The organism is Aeromicrobium sp. CF3.5 (assembly GCF_051262695.1).
In the GTDB taxonomy this organism is placed as follows: domain Bacteria; phylum Actinomycetota; class Actinomycetes; order Propionibacteriales; family Nocardioidaceae; genus Aeromicrobium.
Genome location: NZ_JBIMEZ010000001.1, coordinates 178266 through 204238 on the forward strand (window position 1 = coordinate 178266; position 25973 = coordinate 204238).

The window sequence follows — 25973 nt, forward strand, 5'->3', positions numbered from 1 at the left end:
GGACGGCGACTGCGGCGACTGCAGCACTCGCCCTCAGGTGGTGATCGTGAGACTCAGCCGCGCCGAGAGCGCGGAGACGGAGTCGTCCTGCTGACGCTGGTAGAGGTCGTAGGGGTTGGTGACCGTTCGGCCCACGATCCGCGACATCGTCGCGAGGTCGTACTCGACGGCGCGCTGGGCGTCGTCTCGAGATCCCTCGTCGGTGAGGTTTGACTGGAAGATCCCGGCTGCCGAGCGTGGGAGGAAGTCCTCGTAGACGATCGGCTCCGGCACCGCCACGCCGGACTCCACGAGGTCCGTGAGGCCCACCCGTGGGCCGGGGAAGGAGGAGCGTGCCGTGTCCCAGGCCTGTTCGTCGAGCGTGTACGTGAAGTACGCCAAGCCCTTCAGCGCCAGCTCCTTCTCGGTCCGTGGCAGGTTCTCCTCCCACACCGTGCGAGCGACCTCGGCCCGGACGCCACCGCCCTCCCCCGCTGCCAGCCGACGATCGGTCGCGGACACCATGACGTCGTAAAGCTCTCGGCCTCTCGGGGTGAGGGCGATGCCGCGCTGCTCGACCTCACCGAATCGCACTCTCAGGTCTGTCGGCCCCACGGTTCCGTCCTCGAACAGGAAGGTGCGTTCCTCGGCGAGGGCTCGGAACGATGTCTGCCGCAGCAGCACGTCCGGGCCGTCCCAGCGAGGCGGGCCCTGGATCTCGTCGATCATCTCGATGCCATGGGCCTGCATGCGCCCGTAGAGGTCGTCGATGTCCAGCACCCGAGGAGTGAGATGGTTGATGTGGGTCGTGGCCACCCCGCCGATGTCTGCCGCGACCGCCGAGACGTCCTCGAGCCGTCGGTACCACGTGTGATCGACCGGATCGTCGGAGAGCTCGAACGCCTGCGTGGCCAGCTGCACGAGCCGGTCCGCGTCAGGTTCCTCCAGGCCGCCGCGCTCGGTGGCCGCGTCCGACAGCAACAAGAGCTGCTCCGAGAACAGAGTGCGTCCGCCGACGAAGCCCTGCAGCTGCTGCTGGAGCTCGGCGTCGAAGAAGCGGGGGTCATCGGTCGTCAACATCGAGGTGAAGACGCGGAACGGGTTCGCCGCCAGCTCCTCGGGATCGGTCGGGCGGAAGGCGGTGGAGACCACTGGAACCGAGGACGTGGAGGCATCACGGAGGTCGTAGAACCCCACCGGATACATGCCGAAGGCAGCAAAGACCCGCGCTACGTGCGCCATCTCCTGAGCCGAGCCCACCCGGATCGCACCGTGGCGCTCTGCGGTGACCCGCTGAATGCTTCCCAGGCGCTCCCCGGCTGCGCCGTGGCGACCCATGACGTCCTCGTTCACGGCAGCGGAGACGTCGACCAACGTGGTGTAGGCCGGCACCTCCTCGCCGTACATCTGTGAGAGACCGCGGGCGAACCGAGCTCTCAGGTGTGTCTGGGACTGAAACGTCATGATGATCTTCCTCTCCTGCGTGCGAGATCGTGGACACGGTGGTCCCCGATGTTTGGTCTGTTTCGCGTCAGTGACGCTCCGCGCGAAGACGCTCGGTCTCTTCCCGATCGACCCGGAAGTGCTCCGGCGGTCTGATCGTCGCCTCGGACGGACCCACGTACTGCACGGCGACGCCGTACTCCTCACGCGCAGCATCCAGCGACACGTAGCCGTTGACCACGTCGGCGACCACGTCGTCCACCGGCCGCTGCAGTGCGCTCCCGTACCCGCCGCCGCCCGGGAAGCGGAACTCGACGTGGGTCTGCGCCTCGAGTCGGACCAAGGTCTTGCGGGGCAGCGATCCTCCGGTCGCGACGTCGACAAAGCTGCCGTGGCCACCTGCCGCCCCGCCCAGTGTCCCTGGTGCAGGGTGGTCGATCCGGTCGATGTTGGCGTTCACGGACCAGCCGTGACTCCCGCGCCGGCGCACCTGTAGCTGTTGTCCCAGTCCACCGCGGAACCGGCCGGGGCCGCCGGAGTTGGTGAGTAGCTCCCGTTGGGTCTGCACCAACGGGGTGAGTGTCTCGAGCACCTCGGTCGGGGCGGCTCTCACGCCGGTCGGAAAGCCGGTGGTGGACAGGCCGTCCTTGCTGGGTCGTCCCCCACTGCCGCCTGCCCCGAAGACGGTGAGGGTGAAGGGGACCTCCTCCCCGATGGCTGCACCCCGCCAGACGGTCATCCACAGCGCATCGGCGCTGGTGGCCGGCAGTCCTCCGGGTACCGCAGGGCGGAGCGCCTCGAACACCAGGCTCGGCAGGAAGTGCCCCACGAGGTGGCGCGAGGCCACCGGAGCCGGGTCGAGGCAGTTGAGCACCGACCCCTCGGGCGCGGTGATGTGCACCGGGCGGAAGGAGCCGGCGTTGTGCGGCACTTCCGGTGCCAAGGCTGCCTTGATCGCGAACGACGTGTAGGCCCGGGTGTAGTTCAGGACGACGTTCACGCCGTACGGCGACTGCGGCGACGATCCGGCGTAGTCCACGTCGATCGACTCGCCGCGGATCGTCACGGTGACCTTCAGGGTCAGTGGCTCATCACCGAAGCCGTCACACTCCATCGATGCGTCGTAGGTGCCGTCGGACAGCTGGCCGATCGCGTGACGTAGAGCCCCCTCGGACCGGTCCATGATCTCCGCGGCCACCTCATCGATGCTGTCGAGCTCGAACTCGTCCATCAGCCGCAGCAAGCTTCGCGCGCCCACCTGGTTGGCCGCGACCTGGGCGTACATGTCACCCATCGTCTCGTTCGGGGTCCGGACGTTCGCTCGGATGATCTCCTCGAGGACCTCGTCGGGTCCGTCAGCAGTACGCAGCTTCATGATCGGCAGGCGCAGACCCTCCTCGAACACCTCTGTCGCCGCGGCCGAGAGAATCCGTCCACCGATGTCCGGGGAGTGGCAGCAGCTCGCGAACCAGGCCACGGTCTTGCCGTCGCGGAACACGGGGGTCGCGACGGTGATGTCGTTGATCTGTCCTGCGGTCATCCACGGGTCGTTGGTGATGAGGACATCGCCGTCGGCCAGAGAGTCACCAGCGAACCGCGAGGCGATGTGCCGCATGCCGGTCGCCAGCGCGTTGATGTGACCGGGGGTCCCGCCCGAGGACTGGCCGATCATGGAGCCGACCGAGTCGAACACTGCGCACGCCAAGTCGTAGGACTCTCGGACCACCGGGCTGAAGGCCGTGTTGACGAGGGCCGTCTGCTGCTCGTTGAGCATGGAGTGGAGCCGGTTCGAGACGAGTCCCACCACGATGGGGTCGACGCCCTCTTGGCGCACGGGTGGAGTCGATCGCGTCATGATGCACTCCCCTTCTGAAGATCGACGATGATGCTTCGGTCCTCGGCCACGACGCAGCGGGCCTCGGGAGGGACGACGAGGGTCGACTCGCGTTCCTCGACGATCACCGGCCCGCTCAGTCGAGTACCGGGGGCGAGTGCAGCCCGGTCGTGGACCGGTGTCGTGACGTAGCCGCTCGCACCGGGGAAGTAGGCCTGTCGATGGCCCTTGAGCGACTCCTCGGCATCCCCGCCGCGGCGGAAGCGGAGTGTCGCCTCGGGTTCGGGGCCCCTGGACCGCACCCGCCAGGTGAGGAGCTCGCAGCCGACGCCCGACGGCGCCACGTCGCCGAACTTGCGCTCGTACTCGCGGCCGAAGGCTGCGAGCACCTCGCTCTTCCAGGACGGACCCGGAGCTGGCGTCGACACCTCGACCTCGTTGCCCTGCCCGACGAAGCGCATCTCGACACTGCGGTCGTGCCGGATGTCATCGGCGTGGACTCCCGCGTCGCTGAGGAGCTCTGCGCCCTCGGCCTCCAGCGCGTCGAAGAGCGCCCTGATACCACCGTCGTCGATGTCGTCCAGCGTCGTGTGGGCGGACCGCACCACGTCGATCGAGGTCGCCGCCGACAGGAAACCCAGTGTGCTCAGCACTCCCGCAGCGGGCGGGGCGAGCAGTCGGGGGGCGCCGAGGGCCTGCGCCACGCCCGGTCCGTGCAGGGGGCCGTTGCCGCCGGAGACGAACAAGGGAAGGCGTGCGGGGTCGACACCTCGCTCGATCGCGTGTACTCGCGCCGCGTTGGCCATGTTCTCGTTGACGGTGGCGTGGATTCCCCACGCCGCCTCGGCGACACCGATACCCAAGGGGCGGGCGACCTGCTCGTCGACGGCTTGAGCGGCGGCAGCGGCGTCGAGGGACATCGAGCCGCCGAGGAAGGCGTCGGGATCCAGATAGCCCAGCACGATATCGGCATCGGTGACGGTGCACTGGGTGCCCCCTCGGCCGTATCCCGCCGGACCGGGCTCCGAGCCAGCCGAGTCGGGCCCGATGGTGATCAGCCCCAGGGAGTCGACGCGGGCGATCGACCCGCCTCCTGCCCCGATCTCGATCATGTCGATGACGGGCGCCCGTACCGGCAGTCCGGATCCCGCGCGCAGCCGGTAGACGCGACTGACCTCGAACGTGTGCGTGACGAGCGGGCGCCCGTTCTCGATGAGGCACAGCTTCGCCGTGGTCCCCCCCATGTCGAAGGCCATGAGGTCGCCCTCACCAGCGGTCCTGGCGAAGGACACGGCGCCCAGCGCTCCCCCAGCAGGCCCGGACTCCAGCATGCGGATCGGGTGGCTTCGTGCGACGTCGACCGAGGTCACCCCGCCGTTGGAGAGCATGATGAGCAGGTCGTTGCGCACCCCGATGTCGCGCAGCCTGTGCCGCAGGTCCTCCAGGTAGTCCTCCACCACACGCTGGACGTAGACGTTCGCCACCGTGGTGCTGAACCGCTCGTACTCCCTGATCTCAGGATTGATCTCGCTCGAGAGCGCCACTCGAAGACCAGGAACGACCTCCCGGATGGCGTCGCGAGCCCGCTTCTCGTGCTCACCGTTGACGTGACTGTGCAGGAAACACACCGCGACGGCCTCGACGCCGGCCTCCACGAGCTCCAGGGCCACCTTCTGCACCTGTTCCAGGTCCACCGGTGTGTCGACCGTTCCGTCGGCGAGGACCCGCTCCCGGATCCCCACCCGCAGGTACCGAGGGACGAGAGGGCGCGGCAGCTCCAGGTCGAGGTCGTAGAGCTCGTACCGGTGCTCGCGGCCCATCTCGATCACGTCCCGGAAGCCCTCCGTCGTCAGGAGGGCAGTCTTTGCGCCGCGGCGTTCGATGAGGGCGTTCGTCACGAGGGTCGTGCCATGCACGACGCTTCGGACGTCCGAGGCGCGCAGGCGGTTGGAGTGCAGCGTGTCCGAGAGCACCGAGGCCACGGCAGCGGCCGGTTCACCATGCGTCGTCAAGGTCTTACCCACTGCCACGATGCCGCGCTGGTCCAGCACGGACAGGTCAGTGAACGTGCCCCCGATGTCGATCCCGACCCGCAGCTCCTCGGAGTGTGCCATCGCTCGCCTCTCTCGTGCATCCAGCGCCCGGCCGCGATGCCGATCACGAGAACCGACTGTACAGATCGTCCGACGATTTGTCAGTAATGATCGTCCGACCCTCGCAAGACAGCGTGCCTCCACGCCCCCGAGGTGATGAATTGGCGTGGCGACGTCTCTAGAGTGGACTCATCATGAGTCCCTCCGCAGAGATCTCCTCGCGCCCGGCCGAAGCGGCGGGTGCCGCCACCAGAGTTGCGGCGTCGATCCGCGCACAGATCATCGCGGGGTCGATCGCTCCCGGCGTCCGGCTGCCGGAGGAGCGGGTGCGTGCCGAGCTCGGCGTGTCACGCAGCTCGCTTCGCGAGGGATTTCAGCTGCTGATCCGAGAACGCCTGGTGGTGCACCACCTCAGCCGTGGCTTCTTCGTGCGCGAGCTCTCACGCAACGACATCTCCGACCTCTACGCGGTGCGCCGCGTCATGGAGTGCGGCGCGCTCCGGGATGTCGTCGTGCTCCAGCCACAGCAGCTGCGGGATCTCACGCAACCCATCGCCGAGGGACGCGACGCTGCCGAGCAGGGCGACTGGCACAAGGTCGCTGCCGCCAGCATCGGCTTCCACGAGCAGTTGGTGGCACTCGCCGGCAGCCCGCGTCTGAACACATTGATGAGCCAGGTGCTGGCCGAGTTCCGTCTCTCGTACGCGTACATGAGCGATCCCATGTCGTTTCACGCGCCTTTCCTGGAGCGCCATCAGGAGCTCGCCGAGCAGATCCGCTCCGGCGAGCTGGACACGGCCGTCCAGCTCCTGGAGACCTACCTGCGGGACGCGGAGTCCGCGCTCCTCCAGCGCTACGCCGAGGTCGAAGGTCAGACGAAGCGTCGCATTCGGAGGTAACAAAGTGCGTTAAAAGCCTTGCGATCATCAGACGATCCGCATACGGTCTAACGATGCGCACAGGCAATCTCACCCTCGGCCCTGACTTGTTCTCCGGCTGACCTGCACGCACCGGCCCGTGCCCGTACACCGCGGCAGCATGGCAAACCCCCACCAGACGACCCCTGAGTCAGGAGCACCCACCGTGACCTCAGAACTGTCCTTCGACGTGGCTGGCAGGACGCTCACCTGTCCTGTGACGGCCGGTTACAACGCCGGGTACACCGGCAGGGACCAGCGATCGGTGCAGGCGCACATCGCTGAACTCGCCGAGCAGGGCATCAGCGCTCCTGACACCGTTCCCACCCTGTTCAGCATTCCTTCGTACATGAACCTGCAGACGACCAGGGTGGAAGTGGGACACCCACGCACCTCCGGCGAGGTGGAGTGGGCTTTAATCCTCGGCGGCGGCGAGCATCCCGACCTGCTCACCGTGGCCAGCGACCACACCGACCGTGCACTCGAGGCCTACGACGTCCCCTGTGCCAAGCAGATCTCTCCGAACGTCATGGCGGACCGAGCATGGGAGCTCGAGGACGTCTCGGTCGACCTGGATGACATCGTCATGCGGTCGCGGGTCCTTCATGACGGCGAGTGGATCGTGCTGCAGGAGGGCACGATCGGCGACCTGATCAGCCCGATGGAGTGGAAGGACCGTCTGCGCGACTCCGGGCGACTCCAGCCGGGGGTCGTCGTCCTCGGCGGCACCCTGCCCATGATCGCCCCGGAACGTCAGTTCGCCGATCGGTGGGAGGTCTCGATGCAGCGACCGGACGGCGACGTCATCAGCCGTACCTACGACGTGCACCCCATGGTCCCCAGCATCACCTGAGCAGCACCCCGGTCACGCAGCGTTGACCTGACTCAACCCCACCCCCCACGAGAGGAACCCGGATGTTTTGGCTTGGCATGTCCATCTTCGCCGTTCTCGCAGTACTTCCGTTCATCAGCGCCATGATCCTGAACCGTCGGGACGCCGCGACCTCGACCCACGAGGGCCGCTCGCCCTCGGTGAACCCGAAGGAGCGCTGACATGAACTTCGGATACCTGACGGTCATCGTCGTCTACTTCATCATCGTGCTCCTGATCGGTGTGTGGGGAGCCAAGAAGGGCAGCTACGACTCCTACACCGTCGCGGACCGCGACGTCAGCCTCCCTCTGTCCGTGGGCACGTTCTTCGCCACGTACATCTCCTCGGCCACAGTCATCGGATTCGTCGGCTACACCTCCCTCAGCGGGGCATCGATCTTTCCGACGTACTTCTGGGGATTCGCCCTCGGCTGGCTGGCGCTGTCCATGATCGCTGGCCGGATGAGGCGACTCGGCCTGCGATCCGTGCCCTCCTACTTCGAGGCCCGCTTCGGCGGCACCTCCCTGCGCGTCTTTTCCGCGCTGGTCACCGTGGTGGCCTTCTCCTTCAGCGTCATGACCCAGCTCGTCGCCGGAAGTCTGGTGCTCTCCGTCGTCATCGGCATCGACCAGATCGTCGGCGTGATCCTGCTGGCCACCGTGCTGATCATCTACACCGTGCTCGGCGGCTTGGTCTCGGTGGTGCGCACGGACCTGATCCAGGGCTGCCTCATCGTCCTGGCCGTTGTCACCGCCTTCGTCGTGGCGCTCGCGCAGAACGGCACCGCAGCCTTCGACGTGCCGGAGAACCTGCAGTCGATGCTCCAGGGCAGCACTCCGACCACGGCCGACATGATCGCGCTCGTCCTCGTCGCCTTCGGTGGCGTGGCCGCGCAGCCCTACTACCTGCACCGCTTCTTCTCGGCCAGGAACGAGGCCACGGCCCGACAGATGGTCGGCATCGGCGCCCTGCTCGCGGGCATCGTGTACTTCATGATCGCCGTCCTCGGCATCGTCATGCCCCGCTATGTGGGCACCGAGAACCTGGGCGACTCGGCGATCATCCAGTTCGGCCTGCAGAACGGAGGTTTCCTCGGGGCGCTCATCCTGATCGGCATCATCTGCGCCGTGCAGTCGACGGTCGACTCCGCCCTGCACCTCGTCGGCGTCAACTTCACCAACGACGTGGTCGGGGTGGCCAAGCCGGCGATGACGGACGAGGCGAAGCACACCCTCGCCCGCGCGACGACGGCCGTGGTCGGTGTCCTCTGCACGACCGGTGCCGTGGTCTTCATCGTGGCCGACGCCGGCTTCATCACCATCCTGCTGAACATTTGGCTGGGCACTCTGTCCTCGGCGCTGCTGGTGCCGCTCTACAGCTCAATTTTCTTGCGCTGGGTCAGCCGCCTGGGCGCACTCCTCAGCAGCGTCGGCGGCTTCATCGGCTTCTTCGTCGCTCTCTCGGCCATCGAGATCGGAAATGCGACCTTGCCGTTCCACCAGATCTACTTCGGTCTGGGTCTCTCGGTGCTCGGCTTGATCGTCGGAAGCCTCGTGCAGCGGGCGGATCCCGACGACGAGGTGGTCGCTCGGTTCTTCACCAAGCCCAAGGTGACGTCCGGTGCATGAGCAACCCTTGGTGCCGGACGACCTGACCCCTGCCCGGGCCAGGGCCCTGTTCCGGTCCGCCGAGCTGAGCCGACCCACCTCGGGGATGTGCACGGGGTACGTCCAGGCCAACCTGGCCTTCCTTCCCAGCGATGTGGCCGACGACTTCGAGGCGATGTGCCGGCTCAACGAGCAGCCCCTCCCCCTGATAGAACGCCTGCCTGCCGGGGAGTACTCGCCGCGGGTCAGTGCAACGGATGCGGACCTGCGAACCGACCTCGGCGGGTTCATGGTCTACGACGGCCACTCCTGGGCAAAGGTTCCCGACCTGCTCGAGCACTGGCGTGACGATCTCGTCGCCTTCGTGATCGGCTGCAGTTTCTCGGCCGAGCGCGCGCTGCTCGACGCCGGCGTGCAGCTTCGGCACGTGGCCGCTGGAGGCGAGGTGCCGATCTACCGAACCAACCAGGATCTGAAGTCCACCGGCGAGCTGCGGGGTCGTCTCGTGGTGTCGATGCGCGCCATCCATAACTCCCAGGTGGAGACCGCCGCCGAGGTGACCGCCCAGTACCCGATGGCGCACGGCGGCCCGGTGTGGATCGGGCCCGGGGGTGACATCGACTGCCGAGACGGGCAGTCACCGGACTGGGGGGTCGAGCTCCCCGTCACCGATGAGGAGACGCCCGTCTACTGGGCGTGCGGCGTGACACCCCAGACGATCATCGAGGACTCCGGCATTTCGGGGGCCATGGTGCACCTGCCCGGCCACATGTTCATCACCGACATCCGTGACGAGACCGTCAGAGGTGTCGGCCCAACTGACTGGCGAGCAAGACATGCCTCCTGACGTGCCGGACCTCTCCCCGTCGCAGGAGCTACCGGTGCGCATCCGCATGGTCCAGCAGGTGGCCTTCGGGGAGTCCCCACGACATCGACTCGTCGCGATGCGGCGTGCACTGCTCGCCTCCCCTTTCCCCGACCCTGCCGCGCCCGAGGCCCCCCAAGGTGTCCAGAACGTCCTGGTGCTGCCAGAGATGTGGCCTGTCGGCTTCTTCAACTTCGACGGCTACCGGTCCTTCGCCCACGATCTGTTCGATGACTACCAGCAGCTGGTCGTCGAGCTCGCCGCGTCCATGGGTTGCTGGGTCTTCGGTGGCAGCGCGCCCTATGCGAACGGAGAACAATTCCACAACCGCTCGGTCGTGGCCTCCCCCGAGGGCGAGCTGCACTACTTCGACAAGTTGCACCTCTTCGCCTACCAGTCGCGCGAGGCCGAGATCCTGACTGCAGGTTCCACCTTGGTGGCCTTCCAAAGCCCGTTGGGCAACACCGGCATCCTGACGTGTTTCGACCTGCGCTTCCCGGAGAGCTTCCGTGCTCTGCGTTGGCAAGGATGCGAGGCGTTCGTCGTCGTGGCCGCCTGGCCGCTGCCGCGGGTGGCGCACTGGAAGGCGTTGCTCGTGGCCCGTGCCATCGAGAACCAGGCCTGGGTCGTCGGTGTCAACGGATGCGACGTGGACTTCGGCACCGAGCTCGGTGGAGGGTCGATGATCGTGGCGCCGGATGGCACCGTCGTCGCCGATCTGGTGGACGAGCCGAGGTCCGAGGACGTCATCGTGTCGGCATCGCTCACGGCCAGGGTTCGTGAGCAGTTCCCTTTCCACGACTCGATCCTCCCGAACCTGATGGACCAGCCGATGTCCTTCCCGATCGTGTCCAGCACCTAGCGATAGATTCCCGGCCCGCCCAGGGACGACCGCGGGTCAAGTTCGCACCGTCGAGGACATGGCGCGGCGCCGTCCGCGATAGCGATCACGGAAGCTCGACCGCGCCCCTGATGCCGATCACCGTGTCGCCGCCGACCCAGATGTCGTCGCCCTCGGCCACGACGTGGATGCGGCCCGTGCGACGTACCACCGTGCCCTGTGACGCCAGGTAGGCATTCGGAGCGATCCCGGCGCCGACAAGCCACTGCGCCAGAGCTGCGTTGAGGCTGCCGGTTGCGGGGTCCTCGAAGCCGCGGGAGAACGCACGGACCTCGAAGGCTGTTTCGGAACCCTCGGGATGAGCCCCGATCACGCCGATGCGCTGGGTGCCGATCGTGGCGGCCGCGAGGTCAATGTCCAGCACCGCCTGCGCGTCGGTGAGCAGCAGGCTGACCCAGCCCGGGCCGTTGTCGCACCACTGGGCGTCGAGCACCTGCCCCGGCGCCAGACCGAGGCCCTCGGCGATCTCGGCGACCTTCGCGGGGTCGACCGGCCCGCTGCGGATGAGATCGGGGGCGGCGAACGCCAGCAGGGCTCCGTCGCGCCGTACTCGCACGAGCCCGACGCCGCACTCCTGCACGAGGGTCGTCTCGTCGGCCGGCTCCCCACCGGACTCGAGCCAGGCGCGCGCCGAACCGAGCGTCGGGTGGCCCGCGAACGGCAGCTCGCCGGTCGGCGTGAAGATCCGGACCCGGTAGTCGGCGCTGGCGTCCGTCGGAGCGCACAGGAACGTGGTCTCGCTCAGATTGGTCCAGCGGGCGAAGGCCGCCATCTGCTCGTCGGCGAGTCCGTCCGCGTCGTGCACGACCGCCAGCGGATTGCCCTGGGTGAGCGTGTCGGTGAAGACGTCGACCTGGGTGAAGGGAAGGCTCATGGCATCAGCGGGGTGTGATGCCGCGCTGCTTCATGACGGCGCGCAGCACGTGCGTGTAGCCGGTGGGCAGCAGCCGGGCCAGCACGTCCTGGGCCTGACCGTCGGAGATGAAGATGCGGCCGCGCCTCTTGCGCACTCCCTTGAGGATGATCTCGGCCGCGTCGGCGGCCGAGGTGCCCTTCTGCAGCATCTCGTGGAACTTCTGGGTCGAGGTGTCGTGGTAGTCCGCATGGAGCGTGATGTCGGTGGCCACGGCACCCGGGTGCACGGTGTGGAAGGTGATGTTCTTGATGCCGCGGACCCGGTGCTCGGCGCGCAGCGCGTCGGTGAACCCACGCACCGCGAACTTCGTCGTGCAGTACGGCACCAGGTACGGGGCGGCAAGGATGCCCTGCGAGCTCGAGAGGTTCACGACCGCGGCCTCGGGGCGCTCCAGCAGGTGCGGATAGCACGTCTGCGTGGTGTGGATGACGCCCCAGTAGTTGATGTCGGTGATGCGCTCGAAGTCTGCGGTGGTGAGCTCGCCGAAGGTGCGATCGCCCAAGGCGATGCCGGCATTGTTGATCAGCAGGTCGATGTGACCGAACCGTTCGAGGACCTGCTCGACGAAGACGTCGATCGCACCGCGATCAGCCATGTCGACCGTCGCGGCGAGATGCGCGGCGCCGAGGTCGGACAGCTGCTGCTCGGTGGTCTCGAGGTTGGCGATGTCGCAGAACGCGACGATCGCCCCCTCGCGGGCGAGGGCATTGACCAGCGCGTTCCCGATCCCAGTGCCGCCGCCACCGGTGACGATGGCGACCTTGCCCTTGAAGTTCTTCACGGTTCTCCTCGATGTGCGGCTCCTGTGGCCGCTCCACTCCGATCCTACTGGCGGGTAGCCCCGGAGCCGATCACCATCACCACCGACGGCGTATCCGCATCGTCGTTGCCTGACTAGGCTGCTCGCGTGACGATTCTCGGTACTCCCCTGTCCCCCGGCGCCACCCGCGTCCTCATGCTCGGCTCCGGCGAGCTCGGCAAGGAGGTCGTGATCGAGCTGCAGCGACTCGGCGTCGAGACGATCGCCGTCGATCGCTACGCCAACGCACCGGCCATGCAGGTCGCGCACCGCAGCCACGTCATCGACATGCTCGACCCTGCCGAGGTGCGACGGGTCATCGAGCTGGAACGCCCGAACTGGGTCGTGCCCGAGATCGAGGCTATCCACACCCCGACACTGCTCGAGCTCGAGGCCGAGGGTGTCACGGTGATCCCCACCGCCCGCGCAGCACGTCTGACGATGGACCGCGAAGGCATCCGCCGCCTCGCTGCCGAGACCCTCGACCTGCCCACCTCGCCCTACCGCTTCGCCGGAACAGCAGAAGAGTTCCGCATCGCCATCGACGAGATCGGCATGCCCTGCGTCGTGAAGCCCGTCATGTCCTCATCGGGCAAGGGCCAGTCCGTCGTCCGCACGACCGAGGACACCGACGCCTCATGGGCCTATGCGCAAGAAGGTGGCCGCGCCGGCGCCGGTCGCGTGATCGTCGAGGGCTTCGTCCCGTTCGACGTCGAGATCACCCTGCTCACCATCAAGCACGCGGGCCCCGACGGTTCGGACATCATCTCGTTCTGCGAGCCCATCGGACACACCCAGGTCGACGGCGACTACCGCGAGTCCTGGCAGCCGCAGGCGCTGTCCGACGCCGTCCTGGCCCGGGCCCAGGAGATCTCAGCGTCCGTCGTGGCCGATCTGTGCGGAGAGCGCGGCCGCGGACTGTTCGGGGTCGAGCTGTTCATCTGCGCGGGATCTGACGGGGGCGAGCAGGTCATCTTCTCCGAGCTCTCACCGCGGCCCCACGACACCGGCCTGGTCACTCTCGTGTCGCAGGACCTGTCGGAGTTCGCCCTGCACGCCCGCGCCGTCCTCGGGCTCCCGATCCCCAACATCCGCACCCGTGGGCCCGCGGCGTCCTGTGCGGTGCTGGTCGAGGGCGAGGTCGAGTCGCCCACGTTCCGCGGCGTCGACCGTGCGCTCGCCGCCCCCGACACGGCCGTTCGGGTCTTCGGCAAGCCCGCCGTGTCGGGCCGACGTCGCATGGCCGTGGCCCTGGCACTCGGCCCCGATGTCGATGCCGCCCGTCAGGTGGCTCGGGATGCGGCCGCCGAGATCACGGTGCAGTAGGAACAGGCGTACTGTCGCCCCACAGCGCCGTCCGGGCGCTCCACCCGAGGGAACCCCATGAGCGGCACGAAGCCTTGAACGTCACCGGACACCACACGGCGCCCCAGCGGACCCTCGGCGTCATCGGGTCCTCCGCCAAGGAGAACGAGCACCGGCTCCCTCTTCACCCCGCACACCTGCAGCACCTCGATGAGGACCTGCGCGCCTGCATCCGACTCGAGCACGGCTATGGCGAGAAGTTCGGGTTCGCCGACTCCGAGCTGTCCTCGCTCGTGGCGGGCATGGCGTCTCGTGCAGAGCTGCTGGCCGAATCCGACGTCGTCCTGCTGCCCAAGCCCCAGCTGGCCGACGTCGAGACGATGCGCCGCGGAGCCATCCTGTGGGGGTGGCCGCACTGCGTGCAGGACACCGCTCTGACCCAGGTGGCCATCGACCGCGACCTGACGCTGATCGCCTTCGAGGCGATGAACCACTGGACCCACGACGGCGGAGTCGGACTGCACGTCTTCCACAAGAACAACGAGCTCGCCGGCTACTCCTCGGTGATTCACGCGATGGAGCTGGCCGGGATCACCGGCGACTACGGGCGCAGGCTCTCCGCCGTGGTGATCGGCTTCGGAGCCACGGCCCGTGGCGCGGTCACCGCCCTGAACGCGCACGGCGTTCACCAGGTCGCGGTGCTGACCAACCGACACGTCGCCGCCGTCGGATCGCCGATTCACTCGGTGCGCATCCGCCAGTTCGACTTCGAGCCCGATGGCATCACCAAGAGCGTCATCACCGAGCGAGGACGCGAACCGTTGGCGGCCTACCTGGCCGAGAACGACATCGTCGTCAACTGCACACTGCAGGACCCGCTCGCACCGATCACCTACCTGAACGAGGCCGACCTCGGTGCCTTCGCACGAGGCAGCGTGATCGTCGACGTCTCCTGCGACGAGGGCATGGGATTCTCCTGGGCGCGTCCCACCGGCTTCGACGATCCGAGCTTCGAGGTCGGCGACCACGTGCTCTACTACGCGGTCGACCACAGCCCCTCCTATCTCTGGTCGTCCGCGACGTGGGAGAACAGCGCGGCGATCACGCCGTTCCTGCGCACCGTGCTGACCGACGACGCCTCCATCGAGGCCGACGAGACGCTGCGTCGTGCCACGGAGATCCGTCGCGGGCAGGTCCTGAACCAGGCGATCCTGACCTTCCAGGACCGCGCCTCCGAGCACCCCTACGCCGTGCGCTGACCGTCCGCCGCTGAAGTGTCGGCGCTGTCGGGCAGGCTGGGTTCGTGAAGCCGCACATCCCCGGTCGCTGGTACGCCCAAGGTCTCGACACGCCGCGCTTCACCACCGGAGCCGAGGTCGTCAGGCATCTGGGAGCGGTGCAGTCCCAGCTGCACGACATGGCGCTGTGGGCGATCGGCCGACGCTGTGGTCGCACACTCTCCGAGCTCCAGGCAGAGTTCGAGACCGGCGCCTTCGTCCGCACCCACGTGCTGCGGCCCACGTGGCACGACGTCATGCTCGACGACCTGTGGTGGCTCCAGTCACTGACCGCAGACCGGGTCCACCGCCTCAACGCACCCCAGCTCCGACAGCACGGCATCAGCGACGACCTGCTGGCCGAGGCGAGCGCCGCCACCCCGGCCGCGCTCGGCGACGGGCCGCTCACCCGTGCAGCACTCGGCGCCGCCCTCGCCGACCTGGGGGTCGACATCGACGATGCCCGCATGCCCCACGTCGCGATGCACCTCGAGACCACGTGCCTGGTGGCCAGCGGCCCGATGCAGGGCAAGCAGCACACCTACCGACTGCTGCCGCCGGCGCCGCCGCTCGCTGACCGCGACACGCTGCTCGCCGACGTCGCCACCGGGTACGCCCGCGGGCACGGCGCCTTTCGAGCGCGTGACCTCGCATGGTGGACCAGCCTCACGCTCACCGACGCCCGCCGCGCCATCGAGCTGTCCGGCCTGGACGTGCACTCCATCGACGGCGAGTCCTACGCGGTGCCGGCCCAGGTCGTCGAGGTCGACCCTCCGCGAGCGACGCTGCTGTCCAACTACGACGAGTACATCTCCTACGCGCGCGACTCGACCGACCTGGAACAGACCAACGACTCGATCTCGGACATCCTCCGCGGCAGCGGCCTTCTCCTGCTCGACGGTGCGCTGGCCGGTCGATGGACCCGCACGATCCGGAACGCCACGGTCGGGATCAACGTGGTCAGCGCAACTGCCCTGAGCGGCGACACGCGGGACGCCGTGGAGCGCGAGGCCCACGCGTTCGGGAGGTTCGTCGAACGTGATGCGCGACTCACCCTCTCTCACTGAATTCAGGCTGGAGCGACGGCCCTACCTGGCTGCCGAGCACTGGCGCGCCGCGCTAGTGTGGTCAGGAGAATCTCAATCGAACCGCAACGCGATGAAAGAGGCGATCGAGGCAGTGGCCGAGACCTCACGGGACACTCCAACACCAGACTTCGGGACCAACCAGTGGCTGGTCGAAGAGATGCACGACCGGTACATCTCTGACCCCGCGTCCGTCGACTCCTCATGGGCGGACTTCTTCGCCCGCGGCGGCACGCCCGATGGTCACGAGAACTCCGCCGGGCCCAGCTCCAGCGGGTCCGTCTCGAACGCGTCAGGCTCGAACGGAACCACCTCCAACGGGAGCGCACGCCCCGCTGCGCCCGCCGAGCCGGTTGCGGCTGCCCCGCAGGCGCAGACCGCCGGCCCCGGTCACGCCGAGGCAGCGTCGGTCAACACGGCCCAAGACCAGCCGGACGGCCGGCGCGACACGGCGACGCCGGTCGATCCGTCGCCGGCACCCAACGCTCCCGCTGTCGAGGACAAGTCCGCCGCTCAGAAGCCCGAATCGAGCAAAACCGCAACCGAGAAGACTGAGCCGAAGAAGGCTGAGCCCAAGAAAACTGAGCCCAAGAAAACTGGGGCCAAGAAGGACGACTCCAAGGACGCCGACGCCAAGCCCGAAGGTCCCGGCGAGGTCGACAAGGTCAGGCTCAAGGGCGCAGCCGCCCGCACCGTGCAGAACATGGACGAGAGCCTCACGGTCCCGACCGCCACCAGCGTGCGCTCGGTGCCGGTCAAGCTGTTGTTCGACAACCGCACGGTGATCAACAACCACCTGGCCCGCGCCCGAGGCGGCAAGGTCTCGTTCACCCACCTCATCGGCTACGCCGTGGTCAAGGCCGCGGCCGCGATGCCCGAGATGAACACCGGCTACGAGATCGACGAGAACGGCAAGCCGGTCCAGCTCAAGCCCGAGCACGTCAACTTCGGCCTCGCGATCGACCTGCAGAAGTCCGACGGGTCCCGCCAGCTGATGGTGCCGTCGATCAAGGCCGCCGAGCACATGACGTTCGTGGAGTTCTGGTCCGCCTACGAGACCATGGTGCGCAAGGCACGCGACGGCAAGCTGCAGGTCAGCGACTTCGTCGGCACGACCCTCTCGCTGACCAACCCGGGCGGCATCGGCACCAACCACTCGGTGCCGCGCCTGATGTCCGGCCAGGGCGTCATCGTCGGCGTCGGTTCCATGGAGTACCCGCCGGAGTTCCAGGGCGCCTCCGACCACACCCTCGCCCAGATGGCGATCTCCAAGATGGTCACGCTGACCTCGACCTATGACCACCGCGTCATCCAGGGCGCCCAGTCCGGCGAGTTCCTCGGTCGCATCCACAAGATGCTGCTGGGAGAGAGCGACTTCTACGACGAGATCTTCCGTGCGCTGAAGATCCCCTACGAGCCCATCCGCTGGGCCCAGGACATTGCGGTCAGCCACGACGACGAGGTGCACAAGCAGGCTCGCGTCCTCGAGCTGATCCACGCCTTCCGCGTTCGCGGCCACCTGATGGCCGACACCAATCCGCTCGACAACAGTCCGCGCGTCCACCCTGATCTCGACACCGCGTCGCACGGCCTCACCCTGTGGGACCTGGATCGCGAGTTCGCGACCGGCTCGTTCGGCAACGGCAAGCGCTTCATGAAGCTGCGCGAGATCCTCGGGATCCTGCGCGACTCCTACGCCCGCACCATGGGCGTCGAGTACATGTACATCCAAGAGCCCGAGGAGCGCGCCTGGTTCCAGGAGCGCATCGAGCGCCCGCACACCAAGCCACCTCGCGCCGAGCAGCTGCGCATCCTGCAAAAGCTCAACCAGGCCGAAGCCTTCGAGACGTTCCTGCAGACCAAGTTCGTGGGCCAGAAGCGCTTCAGCCTCGAGGGTGGCGAGACGACCATCCCGCTGCTCGACGAGATCTGCGAGGGCGCTGCGGCCGACGGCATGACCGAGGTCTGCATCGGCATGGCGCACCGCGGCCGGCTCAACGCGCTGGTCAACATCGCGGGCAAGAAGGCCAGCCAGGTCTTCCGCGAGTTCGAGGGCAACATCGACCCCCGCACGGTGCAGGGTTCCGGCGACGTCAAGTACCACCTCGGCGTCGAGGGCGAGTTCACCTCCGGCAACGGCGACACCATCAAGGTGTCCATCGCGGCCAATCCGTCGCACCTCGAGGTCGTCGATCCGGTCCTGGAGGGAATCACCCGCGCCAAGCAGGACCGCCTCAACCGCGGCGAGGAGTTCCCGGTGCTGCCCGTGCTCGTGCACGGTGATGCTGCCTTCGCCGGCCAGGGAGTCGTGGCCGAGACCATGAACCTGTCCAAGCTGCGCGGCTACCGCACCGGCGGAACGATCCACCTGATCGTCAACAACCAGGTCGGCTTCACCACCGCACCTTCGTCGTCGCGTTCCTCGACGTACTGCACCGACGTCGCCCGCATGATCCAGGCTCCGGTGTTCCACGTCAACGGCGACGACCCCGAGGCATGCATCCGGGTCGCCCAGCTGGCCTACGAGTACCGCCGCACCTTCCACAAGGACGTCGTCATCGATCTCGTCTGCTACCGCCGTCGCGGTCACAACGAGGGCGATGACCCCAGCTTCACCCAGCCCCTGATGTACGACACGATCAACGCCAAGAAGTCGGTGCGCAAGTTGTACACCGAGGCGCTGGTCGGACGTGGCGACATCACACTGGCCGAGGCCGAGGCGGCGTTGTCGGACTACCAGGAGCAGCTCGAGCGCAACTTCGCTGACGTCAAGGCCACGGACACCGATCCCGCCTACGCCCGCACGCCGGACTACCCCGAGAAGCCCACGCACGGCGAGCTCGTCACGGCCGTCTCTCCGGAGATGCTCAAGGCGATCAGCGACTCCTACACCAACGTGCCCGAGGGCTTCACGGTCCACCCCAAGGTCCAGCCGCAGCTGCAGCGTCGGGCCGCATCGATCACCAGTGGACCCATCGACTGGGGCACCGGCGAGATCATCGCGATGGGCTCCTTGCTGGCCGATGGCCGGCCCGTGCGACTGGCCGGTCAGGACAGTCGCCGTGGCACGTTCACCACGCGCTTCGCGACCATCATCGATCGCGAGACCGCCGAGGAGTGGACCCCCTTGGCCCACGTCGCGGAGGGGCAGGAGACCTTCTACATCTACGACTCGCTGCTCAGCGAGTACGCCGCTCTCGGTTTCGAGTACGGCTACTCGGTGGCGCGCCCCGAGGCCCTGACGATCTGGGAGGCCCAGTTCGGCGACTTCGTGAACGGCGCCCAGTCAGTCATCGACGAGTACATCTCGGCGGGCGAGACCAAGTGGGGCCAGAAGTCCGGCGTGGTCCTCCTGCTCCCCCACGGCTACGAGGGTCAGGGACCTGATCACTCGTCGTCGCGCATCGAGCGCTTCCTGCAGCTGTGCGCTGATGATTCGATGACGGTGGCCCAGCCTTCGACGCCCGCGTCGTACTTCCACCTGCTGCGTCGTCAGGCCTTCGAGGACGAGCACCGTCCCCTCATCGTGGCCACACCCAAGTCGATGCTGCGCAACAAGGCCGCGACCTCGGCCCCCGAGGACTTCACCAGCGGCACCTTCCGCCCGGTCATCGGCGACACTGCGTTCGATCAAGGTGGCGCCGATGCCTCGAAGGTCGAGCGGGTGCTGCTGTGCTCAGGCAAGATCTACTGGGACCTCGTGGCCGCTCGGGAGAAGCGCGAGGTGACGAACACGGCGATCGTGCGACTCGAGCAGCTGTATCCTCGCCCGGTCGACGACCTCCGCGCCGAGGTGGCCCGCTTCACGAACGCCACTTCGGTGGTCTGGGTGCAGGACGAGCCGGCCAACCAAGGTCCATGGCCAGACGTCGCGATGCACCTGAGCGAGGAGTTCGGTTCGCTTCCGCTGACCCGGGTCTCGCGTCCGGAGTCTTCGACCACTGCTGTCGGCTCGCACAGCCGGCACGTGACCGAGCTCGGCGATCTGATCGACAGCGCCTTTCCCTGAGCAGCATCCGCTGACCCGAGGAGCTACGGCACTCGGGTCAGCACGATCTTGCCGAAGACCTCGCCGTCCTTGACCGCGCGGATGCCATCAGCGGCCTGGTCCATCGGCAAGATCCGGTCGACCAGCGGCTCCACGCCTCGGTCGGCCATGAACCGGGCGAGCGCATCGAGCTCGTCGCGCGTCCCCATCGTCGATCCGTGGATCTTGAGCTGTCGGAAGAAGATGTGCCGCAGCTCGCCGACCTCGAGATCGCCCGAGGTGGCGCCCGAGGTGACCAACGTGCCGCCGGCACGCAGTGACTTGACCGAGTGCGACCAGGTGGCGCGGCCGATGGTCTCCATGACCGCGTCGACCCTCTCGGGCAGCCGCTCGCCCGACTCGAAGGCCTGGTGCGCGCCGATCTGCAGGGCTCGTTCGCGGCTGTCGGCGTCGCGGCTGGTGACCCACACCCGATAGCCGGCGGCCCGCGCCAGCATGATCAGCGACGTCGACATGCCTCCACTCGCGCCCTGCACCACGACGGTGTCGCCCTCGGCCAGCTGCACCTGCGTGAACAGCATGCGATAGGCCGTCAGCCACGCCGTGGGCAGGCAGGCAGCGGCTTCGAACGAGAGTCCCGATGGCTTGGGCACGATGTTGTGACGCGGGACCGCGACCCGCTCGGCGAACGTTCCGGGATGCTTCTCCGACAACAGGCTCCGCTGCGGATCGAGCGTCTCGTCGCCGGACCAGCCCGGCGATGCGATCACGCCATGCACGATCACCTCGGCTCCGTCCTCGTCGAGACCGGCGGCATCGCAGCCCAGGATCATCGGCAGGTACTGGTCCTTGAGACCCACCCCACGCAGGCTCCACACGTCGTGGTGGTTGACCGACGCGGCGCGCACCGTGACGGTGGCCCACCCGTCCGGGACCTGGGGCTCGGGCCGATCGCCCAGGACCAACGCGCCCAACGGGTCGTCACGATCAGGGCGCTCGACGTAGACGGCGAACATCGAACGACCCGATCAGTACGGACGCCGCGCCACGCCCTCGCGGCGCGCGGTGTCGGTGACGGCCCGCGACACCGCGGTCGCGACGCGTGCGTCGAACGGGGACGGGATGACGTACGACTCGGTGAGGTCCTCACCGACCAGGTCCGCGATGGCGTGGGCCGCTGCGAGCTTCATGCCCTCGGAGATCACGGTGGCCCGCACCTCCAGGGCGCCGCGGAAGATGCCGGGGAACACCAGCACGTTGTTGATCTGGTTGGGGAAGTCCGACCGCCCCGTGGCGACGACCCGTGCGTGCCGGGCGGCGACGTCGGGGTGCACCTCGGGGTTGGGATTGGCCATCGCGAACACGATGGCATCCGAGGCCATCCGGGCCACCGCTGCCTCCGGGACAGTGCCGCCCGAGACGCCGATGAACACGTCGGAGCCGTCCAGCGCGTCGTCGATCGTGCCGGGCCTGGCCCAGGGAGCCGTGTCGGTGGCCACCCACTGCTTGACGGGATTGTTGCCGAGATCGGTCCGGCCCGGATGGATGACCCCGGAGCGGTCGACGACGGCGATCCGCGTGACACCGGCAGCCCGCAGGATCTTGGCGATCGCGACACCGGCAGCGCCGGCACCGGAGATGACCACCTTGAGCTCGGAGAGGTCACGATCGGTCAGTCGTGCCGCGTTGATGAGCGCGGCCAACGTCACCACTGCGGTGCCGTGCTGATCGTCGTGGAACACCGGGATGTCGAGCCGCTCGATCAGCTTGCGCTCGATCTCGAAGCATCGCGGGCTGGAGATGTCCTCGAGGTTGATGCCACCGAACGAGGGCGCCAACCGGGCCACGGTGTCGACGATCTCGTCGACGTCCTGGGTGTCGAGGGCGATCGGGATCGCGTCGACACCACCGAACTGCTTGAACAGCACCGCCTTGCCCTCCATGACCGGCATGGAGGCCGCTGCCCCGATGTCGCCGAGGCCGAGCACCGCGGTGCCGTCGGTGACGACAGCGACCGTGTTCGACACCCAGGTGTACTCGTGGGCGACCTCCGGATCGGCGGCGATCGCCTCGCACACACGCGCCACACCCGGCGTGTAGGACAGGGCGAGGTCGTCGGAGTCGTTGAGGGGGACCGTCGCGGCGATCTGCATCTTGCCACCGCGGTGCAGTGCAAAGACGGGATCGGTCGGATCAGGGGTGTCGAGAGGCATGTTGAGGTCAGCACCAACCATCAGGCAACGTCCGAGGGGACTCGAGAACAGGGACGAGCCGATCGGACACGTCAGGATGGGGGCGGATCACGCCCGTCGCAGATCTTCTCACACGCGACCCACGGCGCGCGTCACCGGCGGAGCCAGCACGCACGCCAGCACGACAACTGCTGGCACGGCCACCGACAGGGCCAAGGTCGACGAGTCGCGCAGGCCGGTGGCCACCAGCAGCTGCAGGACCTGGGTGACCACGAGCGGGCTCCGCGCGGCCGCTGCGCCGCGCAGCAGAAATCGGACCGCCACCAGCTGCGCGACTCCGTAGGCGATGAGGATGACGGCCACACCGATGCCGCTGCTCAGCCGCCCGGAACCGGAATCGCGCAGGTCGAGCGCTGCCAGGGACAGATAGGCGATCGCCTCGACCGAGATGATCAGGCCCGCCACGAGCACCAGCGCACGCGCCGTCCCGGTGAGGTTCGCCGGCTGGTCGGGGGGCGATTCATGGGTCACGGAACGACTCTATCCGTGGTCACCGAGTACCCGTGTGACCGAACTGACAGCACCAGTATGCTCCCTGCCCTTGTCCGGTCATGAAAACACTGGAACGATATGAGGACAGCCATGTCCCGGCCCACAAGGCCGGTTCATTGGCACGCAACCGAACGGGAAGGAGCGTCCACATGGACTGGCGCCACAAATCGGCATGCCTCGATGAGGACCCTGAACTCTTCTTCCCCATCGGCAACACCGGCCCCGCCATCTTGCAGATCGAAGAGGCGAAGGTCGTGTGCCGCCGCTGTGATGTCCGTGAACAGTGCCTGCAATGGGCGCTGGAATCAGGACAGGACCACGGTGTTTGGGGAGGCTTGGGCGAAGACGAACGTCGTACGCTGAAGCGCCGCAATGCCAGGGCCCGCATCCGCACCGCCTAGTCGGAACGGATCGGCCCTCGGCCACGCTACGTATCGGAGAACCCCGTGTTCCCGTCTCATCCGAGACGGGCGCGGGGTTCAGCACGTGTCCGGGGTGTCGAACGGGGTCGATTGACGGCCAGCGCCCCCAGCACGAGTGCGCCACCGACCAGCTGCCACCGCGTCAGTCCTTGGTCGAGCACCAGCCAGCCGAGGGCGACCGCCACGAGCGGGCTCAGCAGGCCGAGCAGGGCCACGTCCGGGGCGGGAAGTCGACCGACTCCCCGGAACCAGAGGACGTAGGCGAGCAACGCCCCGATCACGCCGAGGTAGACGTAGCCGGCAGCGTGCGCGCCGGTGAGCGCCGGCATGCGCGTCCCCTCCACCAGCACCATGACGGGCACCAGCACCAGGCCTCCGGCGGTGAGCTGCCACCCGGTGGCCGCCAGGAGGCCGACCGGCGGACGCCATCGCTGGGTGAGCACGATGCCGGTGGCCATCACGACCGCGGATCCGAGCCCGGCTGCGACGCCCCACCGGTCCAGGCCGGCGTCTCCTCGGAGCACCAGCAGCGCAACGCCCGCGAGCCCGGTCGCGCTCGCGAGCAGGCGTCGCCGGGTCGGAGCCTGTCCCAGCAGCAACCACGCCAGGCCCACCGCAAGCAGGGGTTGCGTCGCTCCGAGCGTGGCGGCGACTCCGCCGGGCAGGCGGTAGGCCGCGATGAACAGCAGGGCGAAGAACGCGCCGATGTTCAACGTGCCCAGGATCAGCGACCGCCACCACCACGACCCCGTCGGCAGGGTGCGTGTGATCGCGATGAGCACGAGGCCGGCAGGCAGGGCGCGCAGCACACCGGCCAGCAGGGGTCGGCCAGGAGGCAGCAGCTCGGTGGTGACGAGGTACGTGCTTCCCCACACGATCGGTGCGAACGAGGTGACCAGCAGCAGGATCGGGCGATGGTTTAGCACTAAGGCAATATACCTCACTGCTAAGCTTTATCCATGGCTGCCGAGAATGGTCCCGATCACGTCGACGTCGTGCTCGGACAATGGGCTACCGAGCGATCGGACCTCGACGTCCGCACCATGGGAGTACTGGGACGCCTGGCACGACTCGACCGGATCGCGTCGGCCGCCCAGACGCGCACCCTGGCGCCGCACGACCTCGACGCTGCCTCGTTCGACGTCCTGGCGACCCTGCGTCGCGCCGGCGAGCCGTGGACACTGACGCCGGCCGAGCTGGCGCGGTCGTCGATGCTCACCAGCGGTGCCGTCACCCAGCGCCTCGATCGCCTCGAGGGCCGCGGCTGGGTGCGTCGCGAGCCCAGCGAGCTCGACGGGCGATCGGTGCGGGTCGTGCTGACACCGGCTGGCCGGGACCGCATCGACGCCGCGCTGCCCGACCACCTCCGGACGCAGGCCGACGTGCTGGCGGTGCTGTCGCACCGCGATCGCGACGTGCTCGCCGCCCTGCTGCGCCGTCTGCTCACGGCCCACGACGCCTGAGGGCTACACCGTCAGGCTGATCGCAACCGTCGTTCCGCCCTGGCGGCTGGTCTCGAACTCCAGTGTCCCACCGAGCTCTCCGTCGACCAGTGTGCGCACGATCGAGAGCCCCAACCCGCCACTGCCGTCGAAGTCCACCGGCAGCCCGACGCCGTCGTCGGAGACCCGTAGACGCAGACGGTCCCGAATTCGGTTGACCGCCACCGTGACGTGCCCCGTCCGGCTCGACTCGTCCGCGAACGCGTGCGACGCGGCGTTCTGCACCAGCTCGGTGATCACCATGGCCAACGGCGTGGCCACGGCGCCTGGCAGTGCACCGAAGGAGCCGATGCGGTCGGCACTCACCGCGGCACCGGTTCCATCACTGAGGTCGAGCACGCTGCGCAGCAACCGGTCGGCAATCTCATCGAAGTCGACCACGTCGTCCAGCGACCGACTCAACGTCTCGTGCACGAGCGCGATCGATCCGACCCGCCGCTCGGCCTCCGCCAAGGCCTCGCGTGCCTCGGGCAGGTCACTGCGCCGCGACTGCAGCCGCAGGAGGGCTGCGACGGTCTGCAGGTTGTTCTTCACCCGGTGGTGGATCTCGCGAATCGTCGCCTCCTTGGAGACCAGCTGACGTTCGCGCAGGCGCAGCTCCGTGACGTCGCGGAGCAGGATCAGGCTTCCGTCCCGCCCCCGCTCGGATCGCAGCGGAATGACCCGGACCATCAACGAACCCGACGCGTTCTCCAGATCGGTCTCACCGGGGGTCGCGCCGGCGAACAGCCCCAGTGGTCCTCGATCGGTGGGTCGCCGGTCCACCAGGCGCGTGGTCACCTCGCCCAGACGAACACCGATCAGGTCGCCCTTCAGGCCGAGCCGACGGAACCCCGACAGGGCGTTGGGACTGGCATACCGGACGACGCCGGCGTGGTCCGTGCGCACGAACCCGTCGCCGACCCGCAAGGAGTCGGCCAGGTCCGACCGAGCGCCGGGCACCGGGAACTCGCCGCGTCCGATCATCTCGACCAAGGTTGCGGCCGCGTCGTGATAGGCCGCCTCCAGCGCGCTGGAGGTTCGCATCAGGCCGACGGCGCCGCGGCGCGCGACGACCGCCAGCGATCGTCCGTCGCGGCGCACCGGCACGGCCTCGACCCGCACGACGGGCCCACCCAGGAGGTCGTCGGTCTCCTCGGACAACGTCTCGCCACCTGCCAGGGACCGCTCCACGAGACCGGCTGGGCTCGAGGGGACGAAGGCACCAGCAAGGTCGTCGAGCAGGGTCGTCGGCCCGGTGGTCGGGCGAATCTGAGCGGCCGCCCACATGCCCTTGGCCTCGGCATCGGGCACCCACAGCACCAGGTCGCAGAACGACAGATCCGCGATGATCTGCCAGTCGGTGACCAGGGCCCGCAGCCAGGCGACGTCGTCGTCGTCGAGCGCGGTCTGGGACCGGACGATGTCGTCGAGGGAGGGCACAG

22 protein-coding genes are annotated in these 25973 nt (G+C 68.0%); 12 read left to right on the plus strand and 10 right to left on the minus strand.

From position 1 onward, the window contains the following. Window positions 1–33: 33 nt before the first annotated feature. The 3 genes from hglS to ACHAA3_RS00925 form a co-directional block, all read right to left on the minus strand. On the minus strand, window positions 34–1443 hold the full coding sequence (gene hglS, locus ACHAA3_RS00915) for a 2-oxoadipate dioxygenase/decarboxylase (protein ID WP_435707046.1): 1410 nt from the start codon (window positions 1441–1443) through the stop codon (window positions 34–36). A 67-nt stretch (window positions 1444–1510) separates the two neighbouring features. Beyond that, complete coding sequence (locus ACHAA3_RS00920; RefSeq protein WP_435707047.1) at window positions 1511–3277, minus strand: hydantoinase B/oxoprolinase family protein; 1767 nt, start codon at window positions 3275–3277, stop codon at window positions 1511–1513. Further along, the gene (locus tag ACHAA3_RS00925) at window positions 3274–5370 is read right to left on the minus strand and encodes a hydantoinase/oxoprolinase family protein (protein ID WP_435707048.1); all 2097 of its coding nucleotides are present in this window, start codon (window positions 5368–5370) and stop codon (window positions 3274–3276) included. The genes ACHAA3_RS00920 and ACHAA3_RS00925 overlap by 4 nt, the downstream gene beginning before the upstream one ends. A gap of 173 nt (window positions 5371–5543) precedes the next feature. Between ACHAA3_RS00925 and ACHAA3_RS00930 the strand changes: the two genes are divergently transcribed. From ACHAA3_RS00930 to ACHAA3_RS00955, 6 genes are all read left to right on the plus strand, one after another. Next, window positions 5544–6248 (plus strand): GntR family transcriptional regulator, encoded by a 705-nt coding sequence (locus tag ACHAA3_RS00930; RefSeq protein ID WP_435707049.1) that lies wholly within the window; start codon window positions 5544–5546, stop codon window positions 6246–6248. Between the two features lie 184 nt (window positions 6249–6432). Beyond that, window positions 6433–7119 (plus strand): DUF2848 family protein, encoded by a 687-nt coding sequence (locus ACHAA3_RS00935; RefSeq protein ID WP_435707050.1) that lies wholly within the window; start codon window positions 6433–6435, stop codon window positions 7117–7119. A gap of 77 nt (window positions 7120–7196) precedes the next feature. Beyond that, window positions 7197–7319 (plus strand): hypothetical protein, encoded by a 123-nt coding sequence (locus tag ACHAA3_RS00940; RefSeq protein WP_435707051.1) that lies wholly within the window; start codon window positions 7197–7199, stop codon window positions 7317–7319. Window position 7320: 1 nt separating this feature from the next. Continuing rightward, window positions 7321–8766, plus strand: coding sequence for a sodium:solute symporter family protein (locus ACHAA3_RS00945; RefSeq protein ID WP_435707052.1), 1446 nt, complete (start codon window positions 7321–7323; stop codon window positions 8764–8766). Further along, a complete protein-coding gene (locus ACHAA3_RS00950; protein WP_435707053.1) occupies window positions 8759–9592 on the plus strand; it encodes a D-glutamate cyclase family protein in 834 nt (277 codons plus the stop codon). Before ACHAA3_RS00945 ends, ACHAA3_RS00950 begins: the two co-directional genes overlap by 8 nt. Beyond that, window positions 9582–10472 (plus strand): nitrilase-related carbon-nitrogen hydrolase, encoded by an 891-nt coding sequence (locus ACHAA3_RS00955; RefSeq protein ID WP_435707054.1) that lies wholly within the window; start codon window positions 9582–9584, stop codon window positions 10470–10472. Before ACHAA3_RS00950 ends, ACHAA3_RS00955 begins: the two co-directional genes overlap by 11 nt. 85 nt (window positions 10473–10557) lie before the next feature. Here ACHAA3_RS00955 and ACHAA3_RS00960 read toward each other — a convergent pair whose 3' ends face one another. Beyond that, a complete protein-coding gene (locus ACHAA3_RS00960; protein ID WP_435707055.1) occupies window positions 10558–11385 on the minus strand; it encodes a PhzF family phenazine biosynthesis protein in 828 nt (275 codons plus the stop codon). A gap of 4 nt (window positions 11386–11389) precedes the next feature. Continuing rightward, the gene (locus ACHAA3_RS00965; RefSeq protein WP_435707056.1) at window positions 11390–12208 is read right to left on the minus strand and encodes an SDR family NAD(P)-dependent oxidoreductase; all 819 of its coding nucleotides are present in this window, start codon (window positions 12206–12208) and stop codon (window positions 11390–11392) included. A gap of 126 nt (window positions 12209–12334) precedes the next feature. Between ACHAA3_RS00965 and purT the strand changes: the two genes are divergently transcribed. The 4 genes from purT (at window position 12335) to ACHAA3_RS00985 (ending at window position 19902) form a co-directional block, all read left to right on the plus strand. Then, on the plus strand, window positions 12335–13552 hold the full coding sequence (gene purT, locus ACHAA3_RS00970) for a formate-dependent phosphoribosylglycinamide formyltransferase (RefSeq protein ID WP_435707057.1): 1218 nt from the start codon (window positions 12335–12337) through the stop codon (window positions 13550–13552). A gap of 74 nt (window positions 13553–13626) precedes the next feature. Continuing rightward, window positions 13627–14790 (plus strand): N(5)-(carboxyethyl)ornithine synthase, encoded by a 1164-nt coding sequence (locus tag ACHAA3_RS00975; protein WP_435707058.1) that lies wholly within the window; start codon window positions 13627–13629, stop codon window positions 14788–14790. Between the two features lie 44 nt (window positions 14791–14834). Next, window positions 14835–15875, plus strand: a complete 1041-nt coding sequence (locus ACHAA3_RS00980) for a DNA glycosylase AlkZ-like family protein (protein ID WP_435707059.1) — start codon at window positions 14835–14837, stop codon at window positions 15873–15875. Window positions 15876–15966: 91 nt separating this feature from the next. Further along, the gene (locus tag ACHAA3_RS00985) at window positions 15967–19902 is read left to right on the plus strand and encodes a multifunctional oxoglutarate decarboxylase/oxoglutarate dehydrogenase thiamine pyrophosphate-binding subunit/dihydrolipoyllysine-residue succinyltransferase subunit (protein ID WP_435707060.1); all 3936 of its coding nucleotides are present in this window, start codon (window positions 15967–15969) and stop codon (window positions 19900–19902) included. Between the two features lie 23 nt (window positions 19903–19925). Here the strand turns inward: ACHAA3_RS00985 and ACHAA3_RS00990 are convergent, their stop codons facing one another. The 3 genes from ACHAA3_RS00990 to ACHAA3_RS01000 all read right to left on the minus strand — a co-directional run bounded on the left by ACHAA3_RS00990 (window position 19926) and on the right by ACHAA3_RS01000 (window position 22604). Further along, the gene (locus ACHAA3_RS00990; protein WP_435707061.1) at window positions 19926–20897 is read right to left on the minus strand and encodes a zinc-binding dehydrogenase; all 972 of its coding nucleotides are present in this window, start codon (window positions 20895–20897) and stop codon (window positions 19926–19928) included. 12 nt (window positions 20898–20909) lie between these two features. Beyond that, window positions 20910–22094 carry an NAD(P)-dependent malic enzyme gene (locus tag ACHAA3_RS00995; protein WP_435707062.1) on the minus strand — a complete coding sequence of 395 codons (1185 nt, stop codon included), beginning with the start codon at window positions 22092–22094 and terminating at the stop codon, window positions 20910–20912. Window positions 22095–22202: 108 nt separating this feature from the next. Next, window positions 22203–22604 carry a hypothetical protein gene (locus tag ACHAA3_RS01000; protein WP_435707063.1) on the minus strand — a complete coding sequence of 134 codons (402 nt, stop codon included), beginning with the start codon at window positions 22602–22604 and terminating at the stop codon, window positions 22203–22205. A 170-nt stretch (window positions 22605–22774) separates the two neighbouring features. On the opposite strand from ACHAA3_RS01000, the gene ACHAA3_RS01005 reads away from it, so the two are divergent. Next, a complete protein-coding gene (locus ACHAA3_RS01005; RefSeq protein WP_435707064.1) occupies window positions 22775–23026 on the plus strand; it encodes a WhiB family transcriptional regulator in 252 nt (83 codons plus the stop codon). Between the two features lie 56 nt (window positions 23027–23082). Here ACHAA3_RS01005 and ACHAA3_RS01010 read toward each other — a convergent pair whose 3' ends face one another. Then, window positions 23083–23973 carry an EamA family transporter gene (locus ACHAA3_RS01010; RefSeq protein WP_435707065.1) on the minus strand — a complete coding sequence of 297 codons (891 nt, stop codon included), beginning with the start codon at window positions 23971–23973 and terminating at the stop codon, window positions 23083–23085. Window positions 23974–24006: 33 nt separating this feature from the next. Here ACHAA3_RS01010 and ACHAA3_RS01015 point away from each other — a divergent pair, with 33 nt between their 5' ends. Next, window positions 24007–24510, plus strand: a complete 504-nt coding sequence (locus ACHAA3_RS01015; protein WP_435707067.1) for a MarR family winged helix-turn-helix transcriptional regulator — start codon at window positions 24007–24009, stop codon at window positions 24508–24510. Between the two features lie 3 nt (window positions 24511–24513). On the opposite strand, the gene ACHAA3_RS01020 is transcribed toward ACHAA3_RS01015, so the two are convergent. After that, window positions 24514–25971 (minus strand): sensor histidine kinase, encoded by a 1458-nt coding sequence (locus ACHAA3_RS01020; protein WP_435707068.1) that lies wholly within the window; start codon window positions 25969–25971, stop codon window positions 24514–24516. Between the last annotated feature and the right edge of the window lie 2 nt (window positions 25972–25973).